Origin of the sequence: Micromonospora sp. NPDC051006, from assembly GCF_044456245.1 — a bacterium.
In the GTDB taxonomy this organism is placed as follows: Bacteria; Actinomycetota; Actinomycetes; order Mycobacteriales; family Micromonosporaceae; genus Micromonospora.
The window spans coordinates 172,039-190,334 of record NZ_JBITFP010000002.1 but is presented as its reverse complement, the minus strand read 5'-3'; the positions used below and the strand labels follow the sequence as shown (position 1 = coordinate 190,334).

Genomic DNA, 18,296 nt, shown 5'->3' with positions numbered 1-18,296 from the left:
GGGCGGGTGAGCCCGCCCACTACGGTTACGGCCAGGTGGCGGCTGGCGACGGTCGCCGTACACTTGTGTAGATCACTGACCTGGCGCGCGTCCCGTGCGCCCATGGGCGGTCTTGCGGGCGATCCGGCGGCGTTCAGCTGCGGCAGGCCATCGCGAAGATGCGCCCCGCTTGAAAGGCACTTCTTGACCACCTTTGCTGACCCCAGCACGTTTCCGTCCGCCTTCGACGCCGCCGCGGCCCAGGAGCAGACCAGCCCGGCCGACGAGCAGACCAACCCGACCCCGGAGCAGACCGCTCCGGCTGCCGAGCAGACCGTGAGCGACACCCGGGACTTCGCCGCGCTCGGCCTGCCCCAGCAGCTGGTCCGCGCTCTCGCCCGGGAGGGCATCACCAGTCCGTTCGAGATCCAGCGGGCGACCGTCCCGGATGCGCTCGCCGGCCGCGATGTGCTCGGCCGGGGCCAGACCGGCTCCGGCAAGACCCTCGCCTTCGGGCTGCCGCTGCTCGCCCGGGTCGCCGCCGGCGAACGGGCCCGGCCGCTGCACCCGCGCGCGCTGGTGCTGGTCCCCACCCGGGAACTGGCCATGCAGGTCAACGACGCCCTGTTGCCGCTCGGCAAGTCGGTGGGCGTCTTCCTCAAGACGGCCGTCGGCGGGGTTCCGTACGACCGGCAGATCGACGCGCTGCGCCGTGGCGTGGAGATCATCGTGGCCACCCCCGGGCGGCTCGGCGACCTCATCGCGCGGGGTGTCTGCCGCCTCGACGACGTCGAGGTGACCGTGCTCGACGAGGCCGACCAGATGGCCGACATGGGCTTCCTGCCGGAGGTCACCGAGCTGCTGGCGAAGACCCCGGCCGGCACGCAGCGGCTGCTCTTCTCGGCCACCCTGGACGGTGACGTCGACGCGCTGGTCAAGCGGTTCATGACCGACCCGGTCACGCACTCGACCGCGCCGGCGACCGCCGCCGTCTCCACGATGGACCACCACATGCTGCTGATCCCGCCGCACGACAAGTTCTCGGTGACGGCGTCCATCGCGGCGCGGGACGGCCGGACCATGGTGTTCGCCCGGACCCAGCTCGGCGTGGACCGGCTGGTCACACAGCTCGCCGCGGTCGGCGTACGGGCCGGCGGCCTGCACGGCGGCAAGACCCAGCGGATGCGTACCCGCACCCTGGCCGAGTTCCGCGAGGGTCGGATGAACGTGCTGGTCGCCACCGACGTGGCCGCCCGCGGCATCCACGTGGACGGGGTCACCCTGGTCCTGCACGTCGACCCGCCGAAGGACCCGAAGGACTACCTGCACCGGGCCGGCCGGACCGCCCGCGCCGGCGAGTCCGGGGCGGTGGCCACCCTGGTGCTGCCGAAGCAGCGCCGGACCACGCTGGCCATGCTGGAGAAGGCCGGCGTGGCACCCGCGGAGGCCCGGGTCCGGGCCGGCGACCCGGTGCTCACCGAGTTGACCGGAGCCCGGGAGCCGAGCGGTGTCGCGGTCCGCGAGGAGCCGGAGGAGCCCCGGCGGCACGGCGACCGCCCCGGCGGCCCGCGCCGCTACGGCGACCGGACCGGCCACGGCGAGCGGCGTTTCGGTGACCGGAGCTTCTCCGACCGCCGGTTCGGCGACCGCCCGCAGGGTGAGCGCCGCTTCGGCGACCGTCCGCAGGGCGAACGGCAGTACGGCGACCGCCCCCAGGGCGAGCGTCGTTACAGCGACCGCCCGCAGGGTGAGCGCCGCTACGGCGACCGCCCGCAGGGCGAACGGCAGTACGGCGACCGCCCCCAGGGCGAGCGTCGTTACAGCGACCGCCCGCAGGGTGAGCGCCGCTACGACGACCGGCCGCAGGGCGAGCGGCGGTTCGCCGACCGTGACGGGCGTGCCGGCGGCGACCGGGGCGACCAGCGCGGCGGCTTCCGGTCCGAGGGGCGCGGTCGCGACGACCGCCCGCGCGACGACCAGCGCGGCTTCGCCGCCCGCGGCCCGGCCCGCACCCACTAGGTACGTCGACGGGAGATCTCGGTAGGTTTCGGCCCCTCCCCGGGCCGTCTCCTACCGAGATCTTCCGTGTTTCCACCCGAACCGTCTCCGCATCGCTGCCGGTGACGGTCCGGTCGCGTAAGGTCCGGCTCATGCCGACCATGCCGAAGTCGCTCTTCTGGACCCGGACCGACACCGCCGGCAGCGAGCACGCCCTCTTCGACGACAGTCGGGGGCTGGCGGCCCGGGGCACCATGATCGCTGTCGATCCGATCCCGTGGACCGCCCGCTACCAGCTGAGCACCGCGCCCGACTGGACGACCACCCGCTTCGAGGTCGAGGTGGAGGGCACCGGCTGGCTGCGCAGCGTACGTCTGGAGCGGGCGGCCGACCGGTGGCGGGTGACCACCGCCGAGCAGGGTGACCTGGACGCGGCACTGAGCGCCGCGGGGCATGCTCCGGTCGGGCTGCCCGGCACCGACGATCCGGACCGGCTGGCCGACGCGCTCGACGTCGACCTCGGCGGCTCTCCGCTGTTGAACGCGTTGCCGGTGCACCGGCTCGGGCTGACCAACGCCCCGGCCGACACCGGGCACCGGATCAGCGTCGCCTGGGTGCTGGTGCCGAGTCTCGTGGTGATCCCGGCCGAGCAGGTCTACACGTCGTTGGGGCCGGGCCGGGTCCGCTTCGTCAGCGACACCTACACCGCCGACATCGACCTGGACGTGGCGGGTTACGTGCTGCGCTACCCGGGGCTGGCCGAGCGGATCGACCCGCGCTGACCACGATCCCGGTCGTCCCAGCTCGCGGCCGGTCGGGCGTGGACGGGCTCAGGCCGGCCAGACGCCGTCGGCCAGGAAGCGCTCGACCGTGGCCAGGTGCGGGGCCAGGTCGAGACCCTGGCCGGCCACCCAGTCGTCCGAGTAGTAGGTGTCGGCGTACCGTTCGCCCGCGTCGCAGATCAGGGTGACCAGGGAGCCGCTCCGTCCCTCGGCGAGCATCCCGGCGATCAGCCCGAACGCCCCCCACAGGTTGGTGCCGGTCGAGCCGCCCACCCGCCGCCCGAGCACGGCCGAGCCGGTGCGCATCGCGGCGAGCGAAGCGGCGTCCGGCACCTGCGCCATCCGGTCCACCACCGGGGGTACGAAGGAGGGCTCCACGCTCGGCCGGCCGATCCCCTCGATCCTGGACCCCTTCTCGATGCGCAGCGTCCAGTCGGCGGCGAGCCAGGCGGGGTAGAAGGCCGAGTACTCCGTGTCGACCACGCAGAGCTTGGTGTGCAGCCGGCGGTAGCGGATGTACCGGCCGATGGTGGCGCTGGTGCCGCCGGTGCCGGCGCCCACCACGATCCAGTCGGGTACCGGGTGCCGCTCCAGGGCGAGCTGCGCGTAGATCGACTCGGCGATGTTGTTGTTGCCGCGCCAGTCGGTGGCCCGTTCGGCGTAGGTGAACTGGTCCATGAAGTGCCCGCCGGTCTCCTCGGCCAGCCCGCGGGCCTCGACCACCACCCGGGCCGGGTCGTCGACCAGGTGACAGCGACCGCCCTGGAACTCGATCTGGGCGATCTTCTCCGGTGAGGTGGCGGCGGGCATCACCGCGATGAACGGCAGCCCCAGCATCCGGGCGAAGTACGCCTCGGAGACCGCCGTCGAGCCGGAGGACGCCTCCACGATGGTGGTCCGCGGGCCGATCCAGCCGTTGCAGAGCCCGTAGAGGAAGAGCGAGCGGGCCAGCCGATGCTTCAGCGACCCGGTCGGGTGCACCGACTCGTCCTTCAGGTAGAGGTCGATCCCCCACTCCCGGGGCAGCGGGAAGGGCAGCAGGTGGGTGTCGGCCGAGCGGTTGGCGTCCGCCTCGACCGCGGCGATCGCCTCGGTCACCCACCTCCGGCTGACCTCGTCGCATCGATCCAGGTGAGTCACGCCGGAAACGTAGCAGGGACGCGGCTCAGTCGGGCTGAACGCCGGCCCGACGGCGTTGCCGCCGCTGCCCGGCCCGGCCGACGGCGCGGACCACCGGGGTCAGCCCGAGGGCGAGCCGGGGTACGGCGTCCAGCAGCCGGACCTGGGCGCCACGCCAGCGCGGCAGGGTCACCACCGGGCGGGGTCGCCGGGCCAGCCGGACCACCCGGGCGGCGACCCGTTCGGGGCTGAGCATCGAGCCGGTGAAGGACGCCAACGCTCCCGGGTCGTCCAGCCGGTCGTGCAGCATCGGGGTCCAGATCCCGTCGGGGCACAGGCAGGAGACGTGCACCCCACGGTGGCCGGCCATCCTCAGGTCGGCGAGGGTGCCGAGGCTGAACGCGAGCAGGGCGTGTTTGCTGGCCGCGTAGACCGTCTCACCGGGCGCGGCGACCAGCCCGGCCAGCGAGACGACGTTGAGCACGTGGCCGCGTCCCTGGGCACGCATGACGGCCAGCGCGGCGAGCGTCCCGTTCATCGCGCCGAGCGCGTTGACGTCGAGCACCCGGCGCCGGGTCGACGCGTCCTGCTCCCACGCCGGCCCGGTGACCAGGATGCCGGCGTTGTTGACCCAGAGCCCCAGGCCGCCGTCGCGCGCCGCCGCCTCGGCGGCCACCTCGGCGCAGCCGGCCTCGTCGCGTACGTCCAGGGAGCGGGACCAGCCGCCGAGCGGTGCCGCCACGGCGGCCACCGCGCCCGGGTCGACGTCGGTGAGCAGCACCGGCCAGCCGTCGGCGTGCAGCGCGGCGGCGATGGAGCGGCCGAGGCCACCGGCGGCGCCGGTCACCACGGCCGCACCGCGGGCTGGCGAGGTCACCGGCGCAACCTATCGCCGCCGGCCGGCCGACGCCAGGGCCGCCCGGGCGGTCAGGCGGGGGGCGGGGTGACCGGCTGCGGGCGGTTCTCCCACTTGGTGGAGAGCGCGATGCTGGTCCGGGTGGAGGCCACGCCGGGAGTCCGGTTCAGCCGCACGATCAGCTGTTCCAGCTCGGCGATCGTGCCGACCCGCGCCTTGAGCAGGAACGACTCGACGCCGGCCATGAAATAGCAGGATTCGATCTCGGGCATCACCCGGAACGCCGCCAGCACGTCGTCGGTGTCCGCGCCGGAATCCTCGACGATGCCGATCAGTGCGGTGACGCCGAGCCCGATCGCCTCCGGCGCCACGTCGGCCCGGTAGCCCCGGAGCACGCCGCTGGCCTCCAACTTGCCGACCCGCTCGTGCACCGCCGGTGCGGAGAGCCCGACCTGGCGGGCAAGTTCGGCGTAGGAGAGGCGGGCGTTGCCGCGTAGCAGCTCCACGAGGCTCAGGTCGATGGTGTCCACGGAAGGTAGACCCTAGCCGGTAGGGCGTAACGCCCTGACTCCGGCATCCGTTGCCCCATACGGAAGGTAACGCCTCGCGTACGGACGGTATAAGGAGCGCAGCGCCGGTATCATTGACTAACTCCCCACTCAGTGCGTTTTTCGCGTTTGGCGGACAGGCCAGGTCGCTGGTGCTGTAATTGCCATACGTCCCTCATGACGGCTCTGGGCTCGCACCGGCCGGGGGCAGTGTGTTCAGCCGGGGGCTTCGTCGACGCGAGGAGGGGGCTGTGGACACTGGAGATCGCCTGCTGACACCGGGTGAGGTCGCCGCGCTGTTTCGGGTTGACCCGAAGACTGTGACGAGATGGGCGGCGGCCGGTCGGATCGGCAGCATCCGGACTCCAGGCGGGCATCGCCGGTTTCGGGAATCCGAGGTGCGGGCCCTGCTTGAGGGGGAGGGCATGCTGGACGAGAGCGACGAGGTGGGCAGGCCGCGCAACACCGGTCCGGCCGCCTCGACCGGTCCCGGGCCAGCCAACGCCGGCATGTATTGAGCGTTACGGACACCGCCACGCGGGCCGGGCGCGAGGTCCGGTCCGCGTCCCGGCATCCGGGTGACGGGGGCCGGCGTCAGTCCCGACCCGCGCCGAGCTCTCCTGACCACCGGCGGAACAGCGTGTGCGGCACGCCCAAGGCGTCCAGCGCCTTGCCGGCGACGAAGTCGACCAACTGCTGGGCCGACGCGGACGCGCCGGCGCCGTAGAAGCCGGGGCTGGCGGGCAGCACCACCGCGCCGGCATCGTGCAACGCGATCAGGTGCTCGAGGTGGCTGCGGGTCACCGGGGTCTCCCGGGGCACCACCACGACCGGCCGCCGCTCCTTGAGGTTGACCTCGGCGGCCCGTTGCAGCAGGTCCTTGGAGAGCCCGATCGCGATGCCGGCACAGGCCGCGGTACTCGCCGGCACCACCGCCATCCCGCGCACCCGGTACGAACCGCTGCTCGGCCCGGCCGCCAGGTCGCCAGCCGGCCAGTGCCGCACGTCGGCGTCGCCCAGTTCCCGCCCCAGCCAGGCGGCGAGGTCGTCGGCCCAGTGCGCGTCCCGGAACGGACGGCCGGTCTCGTCCAGCAGGGTGAGCCGGGCCGCCCGGGAGACGATCAGGTCCACCGACTCCCCGGCGTCGAGCAGCCCGCGTACGACGGCCGCCGCGTACGGCGTGCCGGACGCACCGGAGACGCCGACCACCCATGGTTCGCGCATGCCGTCCAGCCTGCCTGGTCACCGCCGTGGCCCGGCGGCCGGCCCCCGCTTCCGGACCGCCCCGACCTCCGGCGGTCTGCGGCGGTTGCCCCGCGTGCCCGGCTGCCCGTCCGGGGGAGGCGGCGACCTCGGCGACCTGGCATGCTGCCGGCAGTCGTCCGCACGATGGCAGGGCTGCCGGGGAGGAGTCGGCTGATGACCGCCGCGCTCCTCCGGTCGCTCCGGTCCGAGTGCCCGATCGCCCCCCGGCTCTCGCCCTACGCCGACGGGGTGCAGGAGTGGCTGGTCGAGTCCCTGCCCGACCTCGGCGTACCGCTGGACGACGCCGCCGGCCGGCGGCTGGCCCGCGCCGGCTTCGCCCGGTACGCGGGACGCCTCTACCCGGATGCCACCGAGGCCGATCTGCGGGTGCTGACCGCGCTCTTCACCTGGTTCTTCCTGGTCGACGACGCCTGCGACGGGCCGGGTCGGCTGACGCCGGCGCAGATCCGCGCACTGCGCGACGGCGCGCTGACGGTGCTCCGCAGCGGGCACCGCCACCAGCACTCCGGGCTGACCGGGCCGCTGCGGCGGCTGCTGGTCCGGGCGTGGCGGGAGCCTCACCGCCGGATGCCGGCCCGTTGGCGGCACCGGTTCGCCGACGCGGTCGGGCACCACCTGGACGGCACGGTGCGGGAGGCGGTCAACAAGACCCTCGGCCGCCGCCCCGCCGTCGCCGAGTACGTCGAGCTGCGCCGGGCCACCTCGGCGGCGTACGTGTCGTTCCCGCTGACGGAGTTCGTCGCCGGGCGTCCGCTGCCGGACCCGGTCTACCACCACCCGCTGTTGCGGCGGTTCGCCGACACCGGTAACGACCTGCTCTCCTGGTACAACGACCTGGCATCGCTGGAGCGGGACCGGGCCACCGCGGGCGGGCACAACCTGGTGCTGGCGCTCGCCGGCGAGCGGGGCGTGCCGACCGACACGGCGGTGGAGCTGGTGGCCGAGCGGTGGCGTTCCTCGATGCGGCGCTTCGTCGAGTTGCGCGCGGCGGTGCCGTCGTTCGGTCCGGCGCTGGACGAGCCGGTCACCGACCTGCTCGACGGGGTGGCCAACGCGGTCCGGGGCACCATCGACTGGACGATGGAGAGCGCCCGCTATCCGGAGGCCCACCTCGAACCGGCCGCCACCGGCTGACCCGGCCGTAGTCGCCGGGCCGGACCGGCCGCCGACCCGCCGGGGGTCATGCCCGCAGGCCGAGCCGGATCACCAGGTCGAGCAGGGCGAAGGCGAACAGCGCGATGCCGACGAAGCCGTTGGCGGTGAAGAACGCCCGGTTGACCTTGCTGAGGTCGGTCGGGCTGACCACCAGGTGCTGGTAACCGAAGGCGACCGCGGTCAGCGCCAACCCGATCCACCAGAGCCAGCCGAAGCCGACCAGCGCGCCGAACCAGACGAAGAGCGCGAAGGTGACCACGTGCGCGACGGTGGAGGCGTGCAGCGCGAAGCGCCGACCGTACCGGGCCGGGACGCTGTGCACGCCGATCTTCCGGTCGACCTCGTCGTCCTGGCAGGCGTAGATCAGGTCGAAGCCGCCGATCCAGAGGCCGACCGCCGCGCCCAGCAGCCAGGCCGGCCCGGAGCCGCTGAGGGTGCCGGTGACCGCCAGCCAGGCGCCGACCGGCCCGACCGCCTGCGCGATCGCCAGGATGGCGTGCGGCCAGTTGGTGAACCGCTTGCCGTACGGGTAGACCACCAGCGGCACCACGGCGAGCGGGGCGAGCGCCAGGCAGAGCGGGTTGAGCAGCGCGGCGGCGATCAGGAAGACGACCAGCGCGACGATCGCGCCGGTCCAGGCCGTCCGCACGCTGACCGCCCCGGTGACCAGTTCCCGCCCGGCGGTACGCGGGTTCCGGGCGTCGATCCGCCGGTCGAGGATCCGGTTGGCGGCCATCGCGAACGTCCGCGCCCCGACCATCGCCACGGTGATCAGCAGCAGGTCGAGCCAGCGGACGTGCCCGCCGTCGACCTGCATCGCGGTCAGCGCCGACAGGTACGCGAAGGGCAGCGCGAAGACCGAGTGCTCGATGGTGACCAGTTTGAGGAAGGACTTGACCCGACCCGGGCGTTCCACGGGCTCCAGCACGGCCGTCATCAGATCCCGTACTCCTTCCAACGCTTGTCGACCAGCGACGCCACCTCGGGCGACATCCGCATCTCCTCCGGCCAGCCCCGGGTGTAGCCCTCGGCCGGCAGCTTGCGGGTCGCGTCGACGCCCGCCTTGCCGCCCCAGAACTGCTGGTACGACGAGTGGTCGAGGTGGTCGACCGGGCCCTCGGTGAGCAGCAGGTCGCGCGCGTAGTCGACGTTGCCGAAGGCGCGGAAGGCGACCTCGTTGTAGTCGTGCACGTCGCAGTCCTCGTCGACGATCACGATCAGCTTGGTCAACGACATCAGGTGGGCGCCCCAGATCGCGTTCATCACCTTCTGCGCGTGCTTCGGGTAGCGCTTGCGGATCGACACGATCGCGCAGTTGTGGAAGACGCCCGCGGCCGGCAGGTCGTAGTCGACGATGTCCGGGATCAGCAGCTTGAGCAGCGGCTGGAAGATCCGCTCGGTGGCCTTGCCGAGGCCGTGGTCCTCCTGCGGCGGCTGCGAGGTGACGATCGAGTGGTAGACCGGGTCGCGCTGCATGGTCATCGTCTCGACGTGCAGCACCGGGAACGGCTCGACCGGGGTGTAGTAGCCGGTGTGGTCGCCGAACGGGCCCTCGGGCAGCCGCTCACCGGGCTCCAGGTAGCCCTCCAGCACGACCTGCGCGTGCGCGGGCACCTGGAGCGGCACGGTGAGGCAGTCGACCATCTCCACCCGCTCGCCGCGCAGGAAGCCGGCGAACAGGTACTCGTCGATGTCGCCGGGCAGCGGCGCGGACGCGGCGTACGACACCACCGGGTCGCAGCCGATGGCGATGGCGACCGGGAGTCGCTGGCCGAGGCGCTCGGCCACCGCGTGGTGGGCGGTGGAGTCCTTGTGGATCTGCCAGTGCATGCCGAGCGTGTTCTGCGAGTGCTGCTGGAGCCGGTAGAGACCGAGGTTGCGCTTGCCGGTCTCCGGGTGCTTGGTGTGGGTCAGCCCGTAGTTGTGGAAGATGCCGCCGTCACCGGGCCACACCTGCAGGCCGGGCAGCCGGTTCAGGTCGACGTCGTCACCGGAGTAGACCACCTGCTGGCAGGGGGCGGTCTTGACCTTGCGCGGCGGCACCGACTTGAGCTGCATGACCTTGCCGAGGCCCTCGCGGATGCCGGACCAGCCCACCGGCAGCTCCGGCTTGACCAGGGCGCCGATCCGCGCGCCGATCTCGTCGAGCGACTCGACGCCGAGCGCCATCGCCATCCGCTTCTCGGTGCCGAAGAGGTTGATCGCGACGGGCATCTCGCCCCGGGTGGGCCGCTCGAAGAGCAGCGCCGGGCCGCCCGCGCGGACCGTCCGGGTGACCACCTCGCTGATCTCCAGGGTCGGGTCGACCGGGACGCTCACCCGCCGCAACTCGCCCGCGCGCTCCAGCGCCGCGAGGAAGTCCTTGAGGTCGGTGTACGGGAAGCCACGAGCCGCCATGCCCGCCAGTCTCCCGCACCGGCCCGGTCGGTGCCCAAGCCGGGTGGGCGGAGGTGAGGTCGAGCGCGGTCACCGGCCCTGGGCGGGAAGGTGCGCCGGCCCCGGCCCGGCAGCGCCGGTCGCGGCGGGCTGCCAGGCGTACCGGGCCAGCGGTGGGTCGAGGGGCGCGCCGGTCAGCCGGTTGGCGAAGGTGGAGATGGTGTACGTGCCGACGCCGAGCACCACGTCCAGCGCGTGCCGGGGCTGGTAGCCGGCGGCCAGGAAAGCGTCCAGCTCCGGGTCGGGTACCGCGCCGGAGTGCGCCAGCACCGCACGGGTGAACCGGCGCAGCGCCTCCAGCTTCGGCTCGGGCAGGGTGCCGCCGGCCCGCAACGCGGCGGTCAGCTCGGCGCTGGCCGCCAGCTTGGCCAGCGTGGCGGTGTGCAGCGCCACGCAGACGTGGCACTCGTTGCCGGTGGCGACGGTGAAGACCACCACCTCGCGTTCGAGCGGGGTCAAATCGGTCTGTTCGAAGATCCGGTTGGCGGTGAGGAATCCGTTGAGCAGCTCGGGCGAGTCGGCCATCAGCGCGACCGCCGCCGGCAGCCAGCCGAAGCCGCGGCGTACGCCCTCGATGACCGGCCGGGCGGCATCGGGCGCGGTGTCGACGGTGTGGACGGGGAAGACGGTTCGGTGCACGGGTACCTGCTCTCGGGTGGCGTACGATCGTCAACGTGGTTGACCAAATAGTAAACGTGGTTGTCGAACGTGGCAACGGCTGATCCCGAGCGGCCCGGTTTCCTGCTGCCCCTGCTGCTGCTGGCCGGTTTCCGCACCCTCATCGACGACCTGCACGCCGAGCTGGCCCGGCAGGGACACACGGAGCTACGGCCGCTGCACGGCTTCGTGCTCCAGGCCGTCGGCGTCGAGGGCACCACCGCCACCGAGCTGGGCCAGCGGCTGGGCATCTCCAAGCAGGCGGCCGGCAAGACGGTGGACCGGCTGGTCGCCCTCGGCTACCTGGAGCGGGTCGACGACCCCCGGGACGCCCGGCGCAAGCTGGTCCGGACGACCGCACGGGGCCGGGACGGGCTGCACCGCTCCACGATCGTCTTCGACCAGCTCCGGCAGCGGTGGGCCGACACCCTCGGCCCGGAGCGGGTCGCAGCGATGGAGGACGACCTGCGCACCGTCACCCCGGCGAACTGGTTCCGCCTCGACGTCCCCGGCTGGTTCGGCGGCTGACCGACCGACAGGGTCACGGGCCGGCAGGGTCACGGGCGGGCAGGGTCACGGGCGCGGGCAGGGTCGCGGGCCAGGTTGATCGACACGATGTCGCCGATACGGCGGTGTCGCGGGGCGCCGGACACCGCGATATCGGCGACCTGGAGTCGATCAAGCCGAGCGCGCCGACCGGTCGATCAAGCCGAGCGCGCCGGCGAGAAATCTCACCGGCACTGGCCGGCCGGCCCGGTCGGGGCGGAGCCTGGTGACATGTCGGACGCCTACGTGGTCGGTGACCCGGACGGCCTGTCGCCGCTGCTGGTCGAGCTGCGCGACGCCGTCGCCCGCGAACTGCACGCCCAGCTCGCGCTGCGCGCCGAACGGATCGAACTCGCCGATGTGCCCGAGGTCGCCTACCAGGTCACCCTGCGGGTCGACGAGACACTCCGCCGCCGCCAGCGGGGCTAGCGGCCGCCGGTCAGCTCACAGGCCGCCGTAGGAGTGCAGGCCGGTGAAGAAGATGTTCACGCCGAACAGGTTCATCAGCATGGTGAGGAAGCCGAGCACCGCGATCCAGGTGGCCACGTTGCGCTTGACGCTCGGGGTGGCCCGGGAGTGCAGGTAGCCGGCGTAGACCACCCAGGAGATGAACGCCCAGGTCTCCTTCGGGTCCCAGCCCCAGGGCCGACCCCAGGCCGCCTCGGCCCAGATCGCGCCGGCGATCACCGCGAAGGTGAAGATCGGGAACGAGAAGGCGTGCAGCGTGAAGGTCAGCCGCTCCAGGCCGGCGGCCGCCGGGAGCCGCTTGGCCAGGGTGTACGGGAAGCTCCGCTTGCCCTGCTCGTAGCCGTTGCGCATCAGGAACGCCACCGCCGGCACCACGCCGAGCAGGAAGATGCCGGAGGAGAAGACGATGGTGGAGACGTGGATGACGAACCAGTACGAGTTGAGCGCCGGCACCAGCGGCACGATCGGCACGTAGAGCACCAGTTCGGCGATGGCCAGCAGCAGCACCATGACCAGGGTGAGGAAGAGCCCGAGCCGGCGCAGTGACGGCCGCTTGGCGAGCACCGCCAGCCAGGCGGCGGCGCCGATGAACGAGACCGTGAGCACGAACTCGTACATGTTGCCCCAGGGCATCCGGTCGGCGGCGATGCCGCGGGTGACCAGCGCCGCGAGGTGCAGCAGGACGGCGACCGCGGTGGCCCCGACGGCGATCAGGCCGGCCAGCCGGGCCCGGCCCGCGCCACGGTCGGCCGCGGTGCGGGCCGGCGACGCCGGGTCCACCGGGGACGCGACCGTCCCGCCCGGCCCACCGGCGCCCGCGCCGACCAGCTCCCGCGCGGGTGCGGCCTTGACGATCCGGGCCCGCGCGTTGCCGAGCGCGTACTCGACGGCGTGGCTGATCATCGCGACCAGGTACACCAGGATCGCGAACGTCACCAGCTGGTCGGAGAGTGCGGACATCACTCGGTCCCTTCTCGCGTCCCGGCCCGGTCGCTGCCTTCGCGCTCCGTGCCGGCCCGCTCGCCCGATCGTTCGTCACCGCTGATCGCGGCGACGAGCTGCGCGAACTCGTCGGCGAACCCTGGATAGTCGGTGCGCGGCAACCCACCGGCCTCCACCAAACTACTACCGGCCGTCGTTGTTGCGCTGGCGGGGTCGGCGGATCCGGCCGGCCGCACCCGGAAGAAGACGCGGCGACGCCGGCCGAAGAGCGAACCCATCAGCCCGACGAGCAGCACCCCGCAGGCCACCAGCAGCAGCCCCGAGCCGGGATCGTGCCGCACCGAGAGGGTGACGTACCGCTTCGTACCGAGGAACTCGAGCGTGCTGCCGTCGTCGAGCTTCCAGGTCTCGCCCTGCTTGAGCAGCTTGTCGCCGACCTGCTTGACCCGGCCGGTCTGGACCTGCCGCTGGTCGAGCTGGTAGACCGAGCCGGGGATGCCGGCGTCCAGACCGAGGTTGCCCCGGTAGGCGACCAGGTTCAGCACCGGGTTGCGCTCGGTCGGATACTGCGACCGCACGTACGGCGCGGAGTCCGGCGCGGTGGGCAGGTAGAGGCCGGTGAAGGCCATCTGCAGGTTCGGGTCCCGCTTGCCGGTCTTCGGGTCGCGGTTGGCGTCCGGGAACGCCGCAAGCCCCTCGCTGGTCAGACCCATGTCGCCGGTGGTCAGGAACGGCGTGGTGCTGGTCTGGCTGCGGCCGTAGCGGTCGGTGTAGCGGATGATCGGGGCGTACCCGTGCCCGAGCAGGTAGACGTTGGCGCCGTCCAGCCGCAGCGGCGAGTTCACCGAGAAGTCCGCGGTCCGGGTGGCCTGGCCCGGCTCCTCCACGCTCACCGTGGCGTTGAAGAACTCCGGCTGGCCGGTCTCGAGGAACCGGGCCTGGAACGCGTCCAGGGTCAGGCAGAAGGCGGGCAGGTCCCCACTCTCCACCTGCGGGCCGAGCTGCGCCTCGGCGTACTGCTGGCGGGTGTTGCAGAAGGCGTTCTCCGCGCCGGCAACCAGCAGCCGGTTGCCGTGCCAGCCGTACCAGGAGCCGAGCGCGACGCCGACGAGCACGACGATCAGCGAGCTGTGGAAGAGCAGGTTGCCGCTCTCCTTGAGGTAGCCCTTCTCGGCGGAGACCTCGTCGCCGCGGACCGTCACCCGCCAGCGACGCCGGCGCAGCACCTCGACGATCGCGGCCGTGCCGCCGGCCGGCGCGGCGAGCACCGTGTGCTGGGGCAGCCGGTCCAGTCGCTTCGGCGCGGCCGGCGGCTTCGCCCGCAGCGCCCGGACGTGGTCGCGCAGCCGCGGCGTGATGCAACCGATCAGCGAGGTGAAGAGCAGCAGGTAGATGGCCGAGAACCAGATCGAACTGAAGACCTCGAACGCGCCGATCTGGTCGAGCCGGGGCGCGAGGTCGGGGTGCTCGACGAAGTACTCGTTGACCTTCTCCGGGCTGATCCCGCGCTGTGGCAGCACCGAGCCGGGAATGGCCGCGATCGCGAGCAGGAAGAGCAGCACCAGCGCGGTACGCATGCTGGTCAGCTGCCGCCAGGAGTTGCGCAGCAGGGCCAGCACCCGGTTCGGCCGACGCCGGGGCGCCGAGGCGGGAGTGGCCGGTCGCTCGTCCACGGCGGTCATCAGATGCTCACCTCGCCCACCCCGAAGGTGGTCTGCAGCCAGATCACGACGTTCGTCCATCCCCCGGTGACCAGCGCGAGGCCGATCAGGATCAGCAGGGCGCCACCGATCCGGGTGACCCAGCGGCTGTTGCGGCGGATGGCGCGGAAGACCCCGAGCAGACGCTGGAAGCCCAGCCCGAAGACGACGAACGGGATCCCCAGCCCCAGGCAGTACGCCACGGCGAGCACCACCGCCCGGTCGACCTGGCCGCTGACGGTGGCCATGCCGGTCACGGCGGCCAGCGTGGGGCCGACGCACGGCACCCAACTGAGCGCGAAGACCGCCCCGAACACCGGCGCGCCGAGCAGCCCGGCGGCCGGCAGCCGGTGGATCCGGAACTCCCGCTCCATGCCGGGGACCAGGCCGACGAAGGCCAGCCCCAGCACGATGATGAGCGCGCCGATCACGATCTCCAGCGTCCGCTCGTAGGTGAAGAAGACCTTCCCCACGCTGGCGAAGAGGACCGCGGTGGCGGTGAAGACGACGGTGAAACCGGCGATGAAGAGCAGCGTCCCGGCGAGCACCCGGCCCTTGACCGCGGCGGCCGGCCGGGTGGCCACCGCGACGCCGCCACCCGGAGCGTCCGCGGCCGGCGCGTCGCCAGCGCGCACGCGGCGCCCCTCCAGGTCGGCGCCGGCCAACCCGGTGACGTACGACAGGTAGCCGGGCACCAACGGCAGCACGCACGGGGAGAGGAAGCTGACCAGGCCGGCGAGGGCGGCCGCGCCGATGGCGAGCAGCAGCGGCCCGGAGAGGGCGACCTGCCGGAACGTCTCACCCATCAGCGGGAACCGGAGCCCGGCTGCTCGGCGGCGACCCGCTCGACGATGGGTTGCAGGCCCTCCTGCTTGACCGCGGCCCGGATCACCGCGGCGATCCGGCCGTCGCGGTCGAGCACGACGGTGGCCGGGATGGTGTTCGGCGGAATGTCCATGGCGAGGGCCAAACGGCTGGGCGGGTCGAAGAGGCTCGGGTAGCTCACCCGGCCCTCCTCGAACGCCAGGGCCTTGTCCTTGCTGTCCTGCACGTTGATGCCGAGGAAGCTCACTCCGGAGGCCTTGGTGGCCTGGTAGGTGGCTTCCAGGTCGTCGGCCTCGGCGCGGCAGGGCGCGCACCAGGAACCCCAGAAGTTGACCACGACGACCTGGCCGCGGGCCTGGGAGACGTCGTAGCTGCCGCCGGTGAGCAGCTCACCGGAGATCTTCGGCGGCGCGGAGCGCTGGTCCGGCGCACACTCGATCACGCCGTCGGCGTTGGTGGCGCAGGCCTTCTCCTGGCTCTGCGAGGTGCAGCCGACCAGCGCCACCGCGGCGACGGTGGCGAGCAGACCCGCGGTCCACCTCCGGGCACGCATCAGGCCCCCTTGGCCGTCCGGGCGGTCGGCGACATCGCGATCAGGTGGGCGGCCGGCTCGGTGTAGCCGATACCGACCACCTTGGCACCGTCGAAGTGGAACGAGGTGAGGCTGGCCAGGCCGCACTGCCGCCGGCGCGGGTCGTGCCAGAGCCGCTTGCGCTCGACGTACCGCCGCAGCGTCCAGATCGGCAGCTGGTGCGAGACCAGCACCGCCTCGCGCCCCTCGGCGGCGACCCGGGCGGCGTGCAGCGCAGCGAACATCCGCTCGGCGATCGCCCGGTAGGCCTCACCCCAGGACGGGGTCACCGGATCGCGCAGCACCCACCAGTTGCGCGGGTCGCGGAAGGAGCCGTCACCCGGCGAGACCTTCTTGCCCTCGAACCAGTTCGCGCTCTCGATCAACCGCTCGTCCACCCCGACCGGGAGGCCGAACTGCCCCGCGATCGGCTCGGCGGTCTGCTGGGCGCGTTCCAGCGGGCTGGCCACCACGTGCACCACCTCGCGCTCGGCGAGCCCCTGCGCGGCGGCCTTGGCCATCTGCACGCCCAGCTCGGAGAGGCGGAAACCGGGCAGTCGCCCGTAGAGAATCCTGCCCGGGTTGTGCACCTCGCCGTGCCGGAGCACGTGGACCACCGTCTTGCTCACCGCGCCTACCCCCCGTGACCCGCCGCTGCCGCTGCCCGCGCCGCCGACGGCAACGCCGCGGCGATCTGATCCAGGGCGGCGTCGTCCAGCGCCGCCGAGACGAACCACGACTCGAACGCGCTCGGCGGCAGGTAGACGCCGGCGGCGAGCATCGCGTGGAAGAACGCCTTGAACGCCGGGACCTGCTGGGTCCGGGCGCTGTCGTAGTCGACCACGTCGGCGTCGGTGAAGAAGATCGAGAACATGCTGCCCGCGTACGACAGCCGGTGCGGGACCCCGGCGGCGGCCAGCGCGTCGGCGGCGAGCTTGCCCACGACGGCGGCCGTCTGGTCGAGGCGTTGGTAGAGCGCCTCGTCGGCCAGTCGCAGGGTGGCCAGGCCGGCGGCGCAGGCGAGCGGGTTACCGGAGAGCGTGCCGGCCTGGTAGACCGGGCCAGCGGGGGCGAGTCGGGCCATGATCTCCGCGCGCCCGCCGAACGCCGCGGCGGGCAGGCCACCACCCATGACCTTGCCGTACGTCCACAGGTCGGCGTCGGACGCGTCGAGGCCGTGCCAACCGGAGCGGGACACCCGGAACCCGGTCATCACCTCGTCGACGATGAGCAGGGTGCCGTGCGCGTGCGCGATCCGGGCCAGCTCCTGGTTGAACCCGTCGCGCGGGGCGACCACACCCATGTTGCCGGCCGCGGCCTCGGTGATCACGGCGGCGATGTGCGGCCCCTCGGCCGCGAAGGCCTCCTCGACCGCCCGGATGTCGTTGTAGGGCAGCACGATGGTCTCGCTGGCGGCAGCGCCGGTGACCCCGGGCGAGTCGGGCAGGCCGAGGGTGGCCACCCCGGAGCCGGCGGCGGCGAGCAGCGCGTCCACGTGCCCGTGGTAGCACCCGGCGAACTTGATGATCTTGGATCGGCCGGTGAAGCCCCGGGCCAGCCGGATCGCCGACATGGTGGCCTCGGTGCCGGAGTTGACCAGCCGGACCTGCTCGACCGGGGTGCGGTCGACGATCTCGGCGGCCAGCTCCACCTCGGCCGGCGTGGGGGTGCCGAAGCTGGTGCCCCGGGAGGCCGCGGCCTGCACGGCGGCGACCACCTCCGGATGCGCGTGACCGAGGATCAGCGGGCCCCACGAGCAGACCAGGTCGACGTAGCGCCGGTCGTCGGCGTCGTAGAGCCAGGGCCCCTCCCCCCGGACCATGAAGCGCGGGGTGCCGCCCACCGCCTGGAAGGCGCGCACGGGGGAGTTGACCCCGCCCGGCACGATGGCGCGGGCGCGGTCGAACAGGGCCTCGGAGGCCGGCGCGTCGGCCGGGTAGCGGCCAGATCCGGCGGAAAAGGTGTCGGTCACGATTCCGCCATTGTGTCAGCGCCGGCGGATGCGGCGGCAGCCACCCCGGGCTGGGGTTACCCGGCTCACCCGGGCCGGGCGCCGGCGGGCTGCATCGCCTCGACGGGCCACGCCGACCGGATCGGGTTAGGCTGACCGGGTGGATCGTGCCGAACTGTCCATCACGCTACACCGGACGGGCGACGAAGCTGTGCTGCGCCTTGCCGGTGAGATCGACATGCTCACGGCCGCCCAGCTCTCGACCGTCGTGAACGAGGTGCTCGCCGACCCGCCTCCGCGGATCGTGCTGGACCTCGGCGGGGTCACCTTCTGCGACTCGCAGGGGCTGGGCACCCTGGTCGTGCTCAGCCGCAAGGCGAGCCACGCGCAGAGCCTGCTGATCCTCACCCACGTGGGCGACTTCCTGATCCGGGTGCTGGACATCACCGGCCTGCGCTCGGCCCTGATGATCCGCAACGACCAGACCACCGGCTGAC

At 72.9% G+C, this 18,296-nt stretch carries 20 protein-coding genes; 7 read left to right on the top strand and 13 right to left on the bottom strand.

Annotation, left to right across the window (positions count from 1 at the left end; all coding sequences use genetic code 11):
- Positions 1 to 183: 183 nt before the first annotated feature.
- Positions 184 to 1,998: a DEAD/DEAH box helicase gene (locus tag ACIBBA_RS04605; RefSeq protein WP_396693742.1), complete on the top strand. Its 1,815-nt coding sequence runs from the start codon at positions 184 to 186 to the stop codon at positions 1,996 to 1,998.
- A 140-nt stretch (positions 1,999 to 2,138) separates the two neighbouring features.
- Entirely contained in the window at positions 2,139 to 2,759 is a 621-nt protein-coding gene (locus tag ACIBBA_RS04600; protein ID WP_396694310.1) for a putative glycolipid-binding domain-containing protein, read from the top strand.
- Between the two features lie 48 nt (positions 2,760 to 2,807).
- On the opposite strand, the gene ACIBBA_RS04595 is transcribed toward ACIBBA_RS04600, so the two are convergent.
- The 3 genes from ACIBBA_RS04595 to ACIBBA_RS04585 are packed head-to-tail and all read right to left on the bottom strand — an operon-like array spanning position 2,808 to position 5,264.
- The gene (locus ACIBBA_RS04595) at positions 2,808 to 3,899 is read right to left on the bottom strand and encodes a PLP-dependent cysteine synthase family protein (RefSeq protein WP_396693740.1); all 1,092 of its coding nucleotides are present in this window, start codon (positions 3,897 to 3,899) and stop codon (positions 2,808 to 2,810) included.
- 25 nt (positions 3,900 to 3,924) lie between these two features.
- On the bottom strand, positions 3,925 to 4,755 hold the full coding sequence (locus ACIBBA_RS04590; protein WP_396693738.1) for an SDR family NAD(P)-dependent oxidoreductase: 831 nt from the start codon (positions 4,753 to 4,755) through the stop codon (positions 3,925 to 3,927).
- Positions 4,756 to 4,805: 50 nt separating this feature from the next.
- Positions 4,806 to 5,264, bottom strand: a complete 459-nt coding sequence (locus ACIBBA_RS04585; protein WP_396693736.1) for an Lrp/AsnC family transcriptional regulator — start codon at positions 5,262 to 5,264, stop codon at positions 4,806 to 4,808.
- Between the two features lie 269 nt (positions 5,265 to 5,533).
- On the opposite strand from ACIBBA_RS04585, the gene ACIBBA_RS04580 reads away from it, so the two are divergent.
- Positions 5,534 to 5,800, top strand: coding sequence for a BldC family transcriptional regulator (locus ACIBBA_RS04580; protein ID WP_357047189.1), 267 nt, complete (start codon positions 5,534 to 5,536; stop codon positions 5,798 to 5,800).
- A gap of 76 nt (positions 5,801 to 5,876) precedes the next feature.
- Here the strand turns inward: ACIBBA_RS04580 and ACIBBA_RS04575 are convergent, their stop codons facing one another.
- Positions 5,877 to 6,506 carry a UbiX family flavin prenyltransferase gene (locus ACIBBA_RS04575; RefSeq protein WP_396693733.1) on the bottom strand — a complete coding sequence of 210 codons (630 nt, stop codon included), beginning with the start codon at positions 6,504 to 6,506 and terminating at the stop codon, positions 5,877 to 5,879.
- Between the two features lie 195 nt (positions 6,507 to 6,701).
- Between ACIBBA_RS04575 and ACIBBA_RS04570 the strand changes: the two genes are divergently transcribed.
- Positions 6,702 to 7,682, top strand: coding sequence for a terpene synthase (locus ACIBBA_RS04570; RefSeq protein ID WP_396693731.1), 981 nt, complete (start codon positions 6,702 to 6,704; stop codon positions 7,680 to 7,682).
- Positions 7,683 to 7,728: 46 nt separating this feature from the next.
- Here ACIBBA_RS04570 and mqnP read toward each other — a convergent pair whose 3' ends face one another.
- From mqnP to ACIBBA_RS04555, 3 genes are all read right to left on the bottom strand, one after another.
- Complete coding sequence (mqnP, locus tag ACIBBA_RS04565; RefSeq protein WP_396693729.1) at positions 7,729 to 8,640, bottom strand: menaquinone biosynthesis prenyltransferase MqnP; 912 nt, start codon at positions 8,638 to 8,640, stop codon at positions 7,729 to 7,731.
- On the bottom strand, positions 8,640 to 10,100 hold the full coding sequence (locus ACIBBA_RS04560) for a menaquinone biosynthesis decarboxylase (RefSeq protein ID WP_357047181.1): 1,461 nt from the start codon (positions 10,098 to 10,100) through the stop codon (positions 8,640 to 8,642). Before ACIBBA_RS04560 ends, mqnP begins: the two co-directional genes overlap by 1 nt.
- A gap of 69 nt (positions 10,101 to 10,169) precedes the next feature.
- The gene (locus ACIBBA_RS04555; RefSeq protein WP_396693727.1) at positions 10,170 to 10,778 is read right to left on the bottom strand and encodes a carboxymuconolactone decarboxylase family protein; all 609 of its coding nucleotides are present in this window, start codon (positions 10,776 to 10,778) and stop codon (positions 10,170 to 10,172) included.
- A gap of 69 nt (positions 10,779 to 10,847) precedes the next feature.
- Here ACIBBA_RS04555 and ACIBBA_RS04550 point away from each other — a divergent pair, with 69 nt between their 5' ends.
- Positions 10,848 to 11,324: a MarR family winged helix-turn-helix transcriptional regulator gene (locus tag ACIBBA_RS04550; protein WP_396693725.1), complete on the top strand. Its 477-nt coding sequence runs from the start codon at positions 10,848 to 10,850 to the stop codon at positions 11,322 to 11,324.
- Positions 11,325 to 11,573: 249 nt separating this feature from the next.
- Positions 11,574 to 11,771 carry a hypothetical protein gene (locus ACIBBA_RS04545; RefSeq protein WP_357047175.1) on the top strand — a complete coding sequence of 66 codons (198 nt, stop codon included), beginning with the start codon at positions 11,574 to 11,576 and terminating at the stop codon, positions 11,769 to 11,771.
- A 15-nt stretch (positions 11,772 to 11,786) separates the two neighbouring features.
- On the opposite strand, the gene ccsB is transcribed toward ACIBBA_RS04545, so the two are convergent.
- The 6 genes from ccsB to hemL are packed head-to-tail and all read right to left on the bottom strand — an operon-like array spanning position 11,787 to position 17,820.
- Entirely contained in the window at positions 11,787 to 12,770 is a 984-nt protein-coding gene (gene ccsB, locus ACIBBA_RS04540) for a c-type cytochrome biogenesis protein CcsB (protein WP_396693723.1), read from the bottom strand.
- Entirely contained in the window at positions 12,770 to 14,434 is a 1,665-nt protein-coding gene (locus ACIBBA_RS04535) for a cytochrome c biogenesis protein ResB (protein ID WP_396693721.1), read from the bottom strand. Before ACIBBA_RS04535 ends, ccsB begins: the two co-directional genes overlap by 1 nt.
- A complete protein-coding gene (locus ACIBBA_RS04530; RefSeq protein ID WP_350868164.1) occupies positions 14,434 to 15,258 on the bottom strand; it encodes a cytochrome c biogenesis protein CcdA in 825 nt (274 codons plus the stop codon). The genes ACIBBA_RS04535 and ACIBBA_RS04530 overlap by 1 nt, the downstream gene beginning before the upstream one ends.
- Positions 15,258 to 15,830, bottom strand: a complete 573-nt coding sequence (locus ACIBBA_RS04525) for a TlpA family protein disulfide reductase (protein ID WP_396693719.1) — start codon at positions 15,828 to 15,830, stop codon at positions 15,258 to 15,260. Before ACIBBA_RS04525 ends, ACIBBA_RS04530 begins: the two co-directional genes overlap by 1 nt.
- The gene (locus tag ACIBBA_RS04520; protein WP_396693717.1) at positions 15,830 to 16,477 is read right to left on the bottom strand and encodes a histidine phosphatase family protein; all 648 of its coding nucleotides are present in this window, start codon (positions 16,475 to 16,477) and stop codon (positions 15,830 to 15,832) included. The genes ACIBBA_RS04525 and ACIBBA_RS04520 overlap by 1 nt, the downstream gene beginning before the upstream one ends.
- A gap of 5 nt (positions 16,478 to 16,482) precedes the next feature.
- A complete protein-coding gene (hemL, locus tag ACIBBA_RS04515; RefSeq protein ID WP_396693715.1) occupies positions 16,483 to 17,820 on the bottom strand; it encodes a glutamate-1-semialdehyde 2,1-aminomutase in 1,338 nt (445 codons plus the stop codon).
- A gap of 139 nt (positions 17,821 to 17,959) precedes the next feature.
- Between hemL and ACIBBA_RS04510 the strand changes: the two genes are divergently transcribed.
- Complete coding sequence (locus tag ACIBBA_RS04510) at positions 17,960 to 18,295, top strand: STAS domain-containing protein (protein WP_396693713.1); 336 nt, start codon at positions 17,960 to 17,962, stop codon at positions 18,293 to 18,295.
- The last annotated feature ends 1 nt before the right edge of the window (position 18,296 follow it).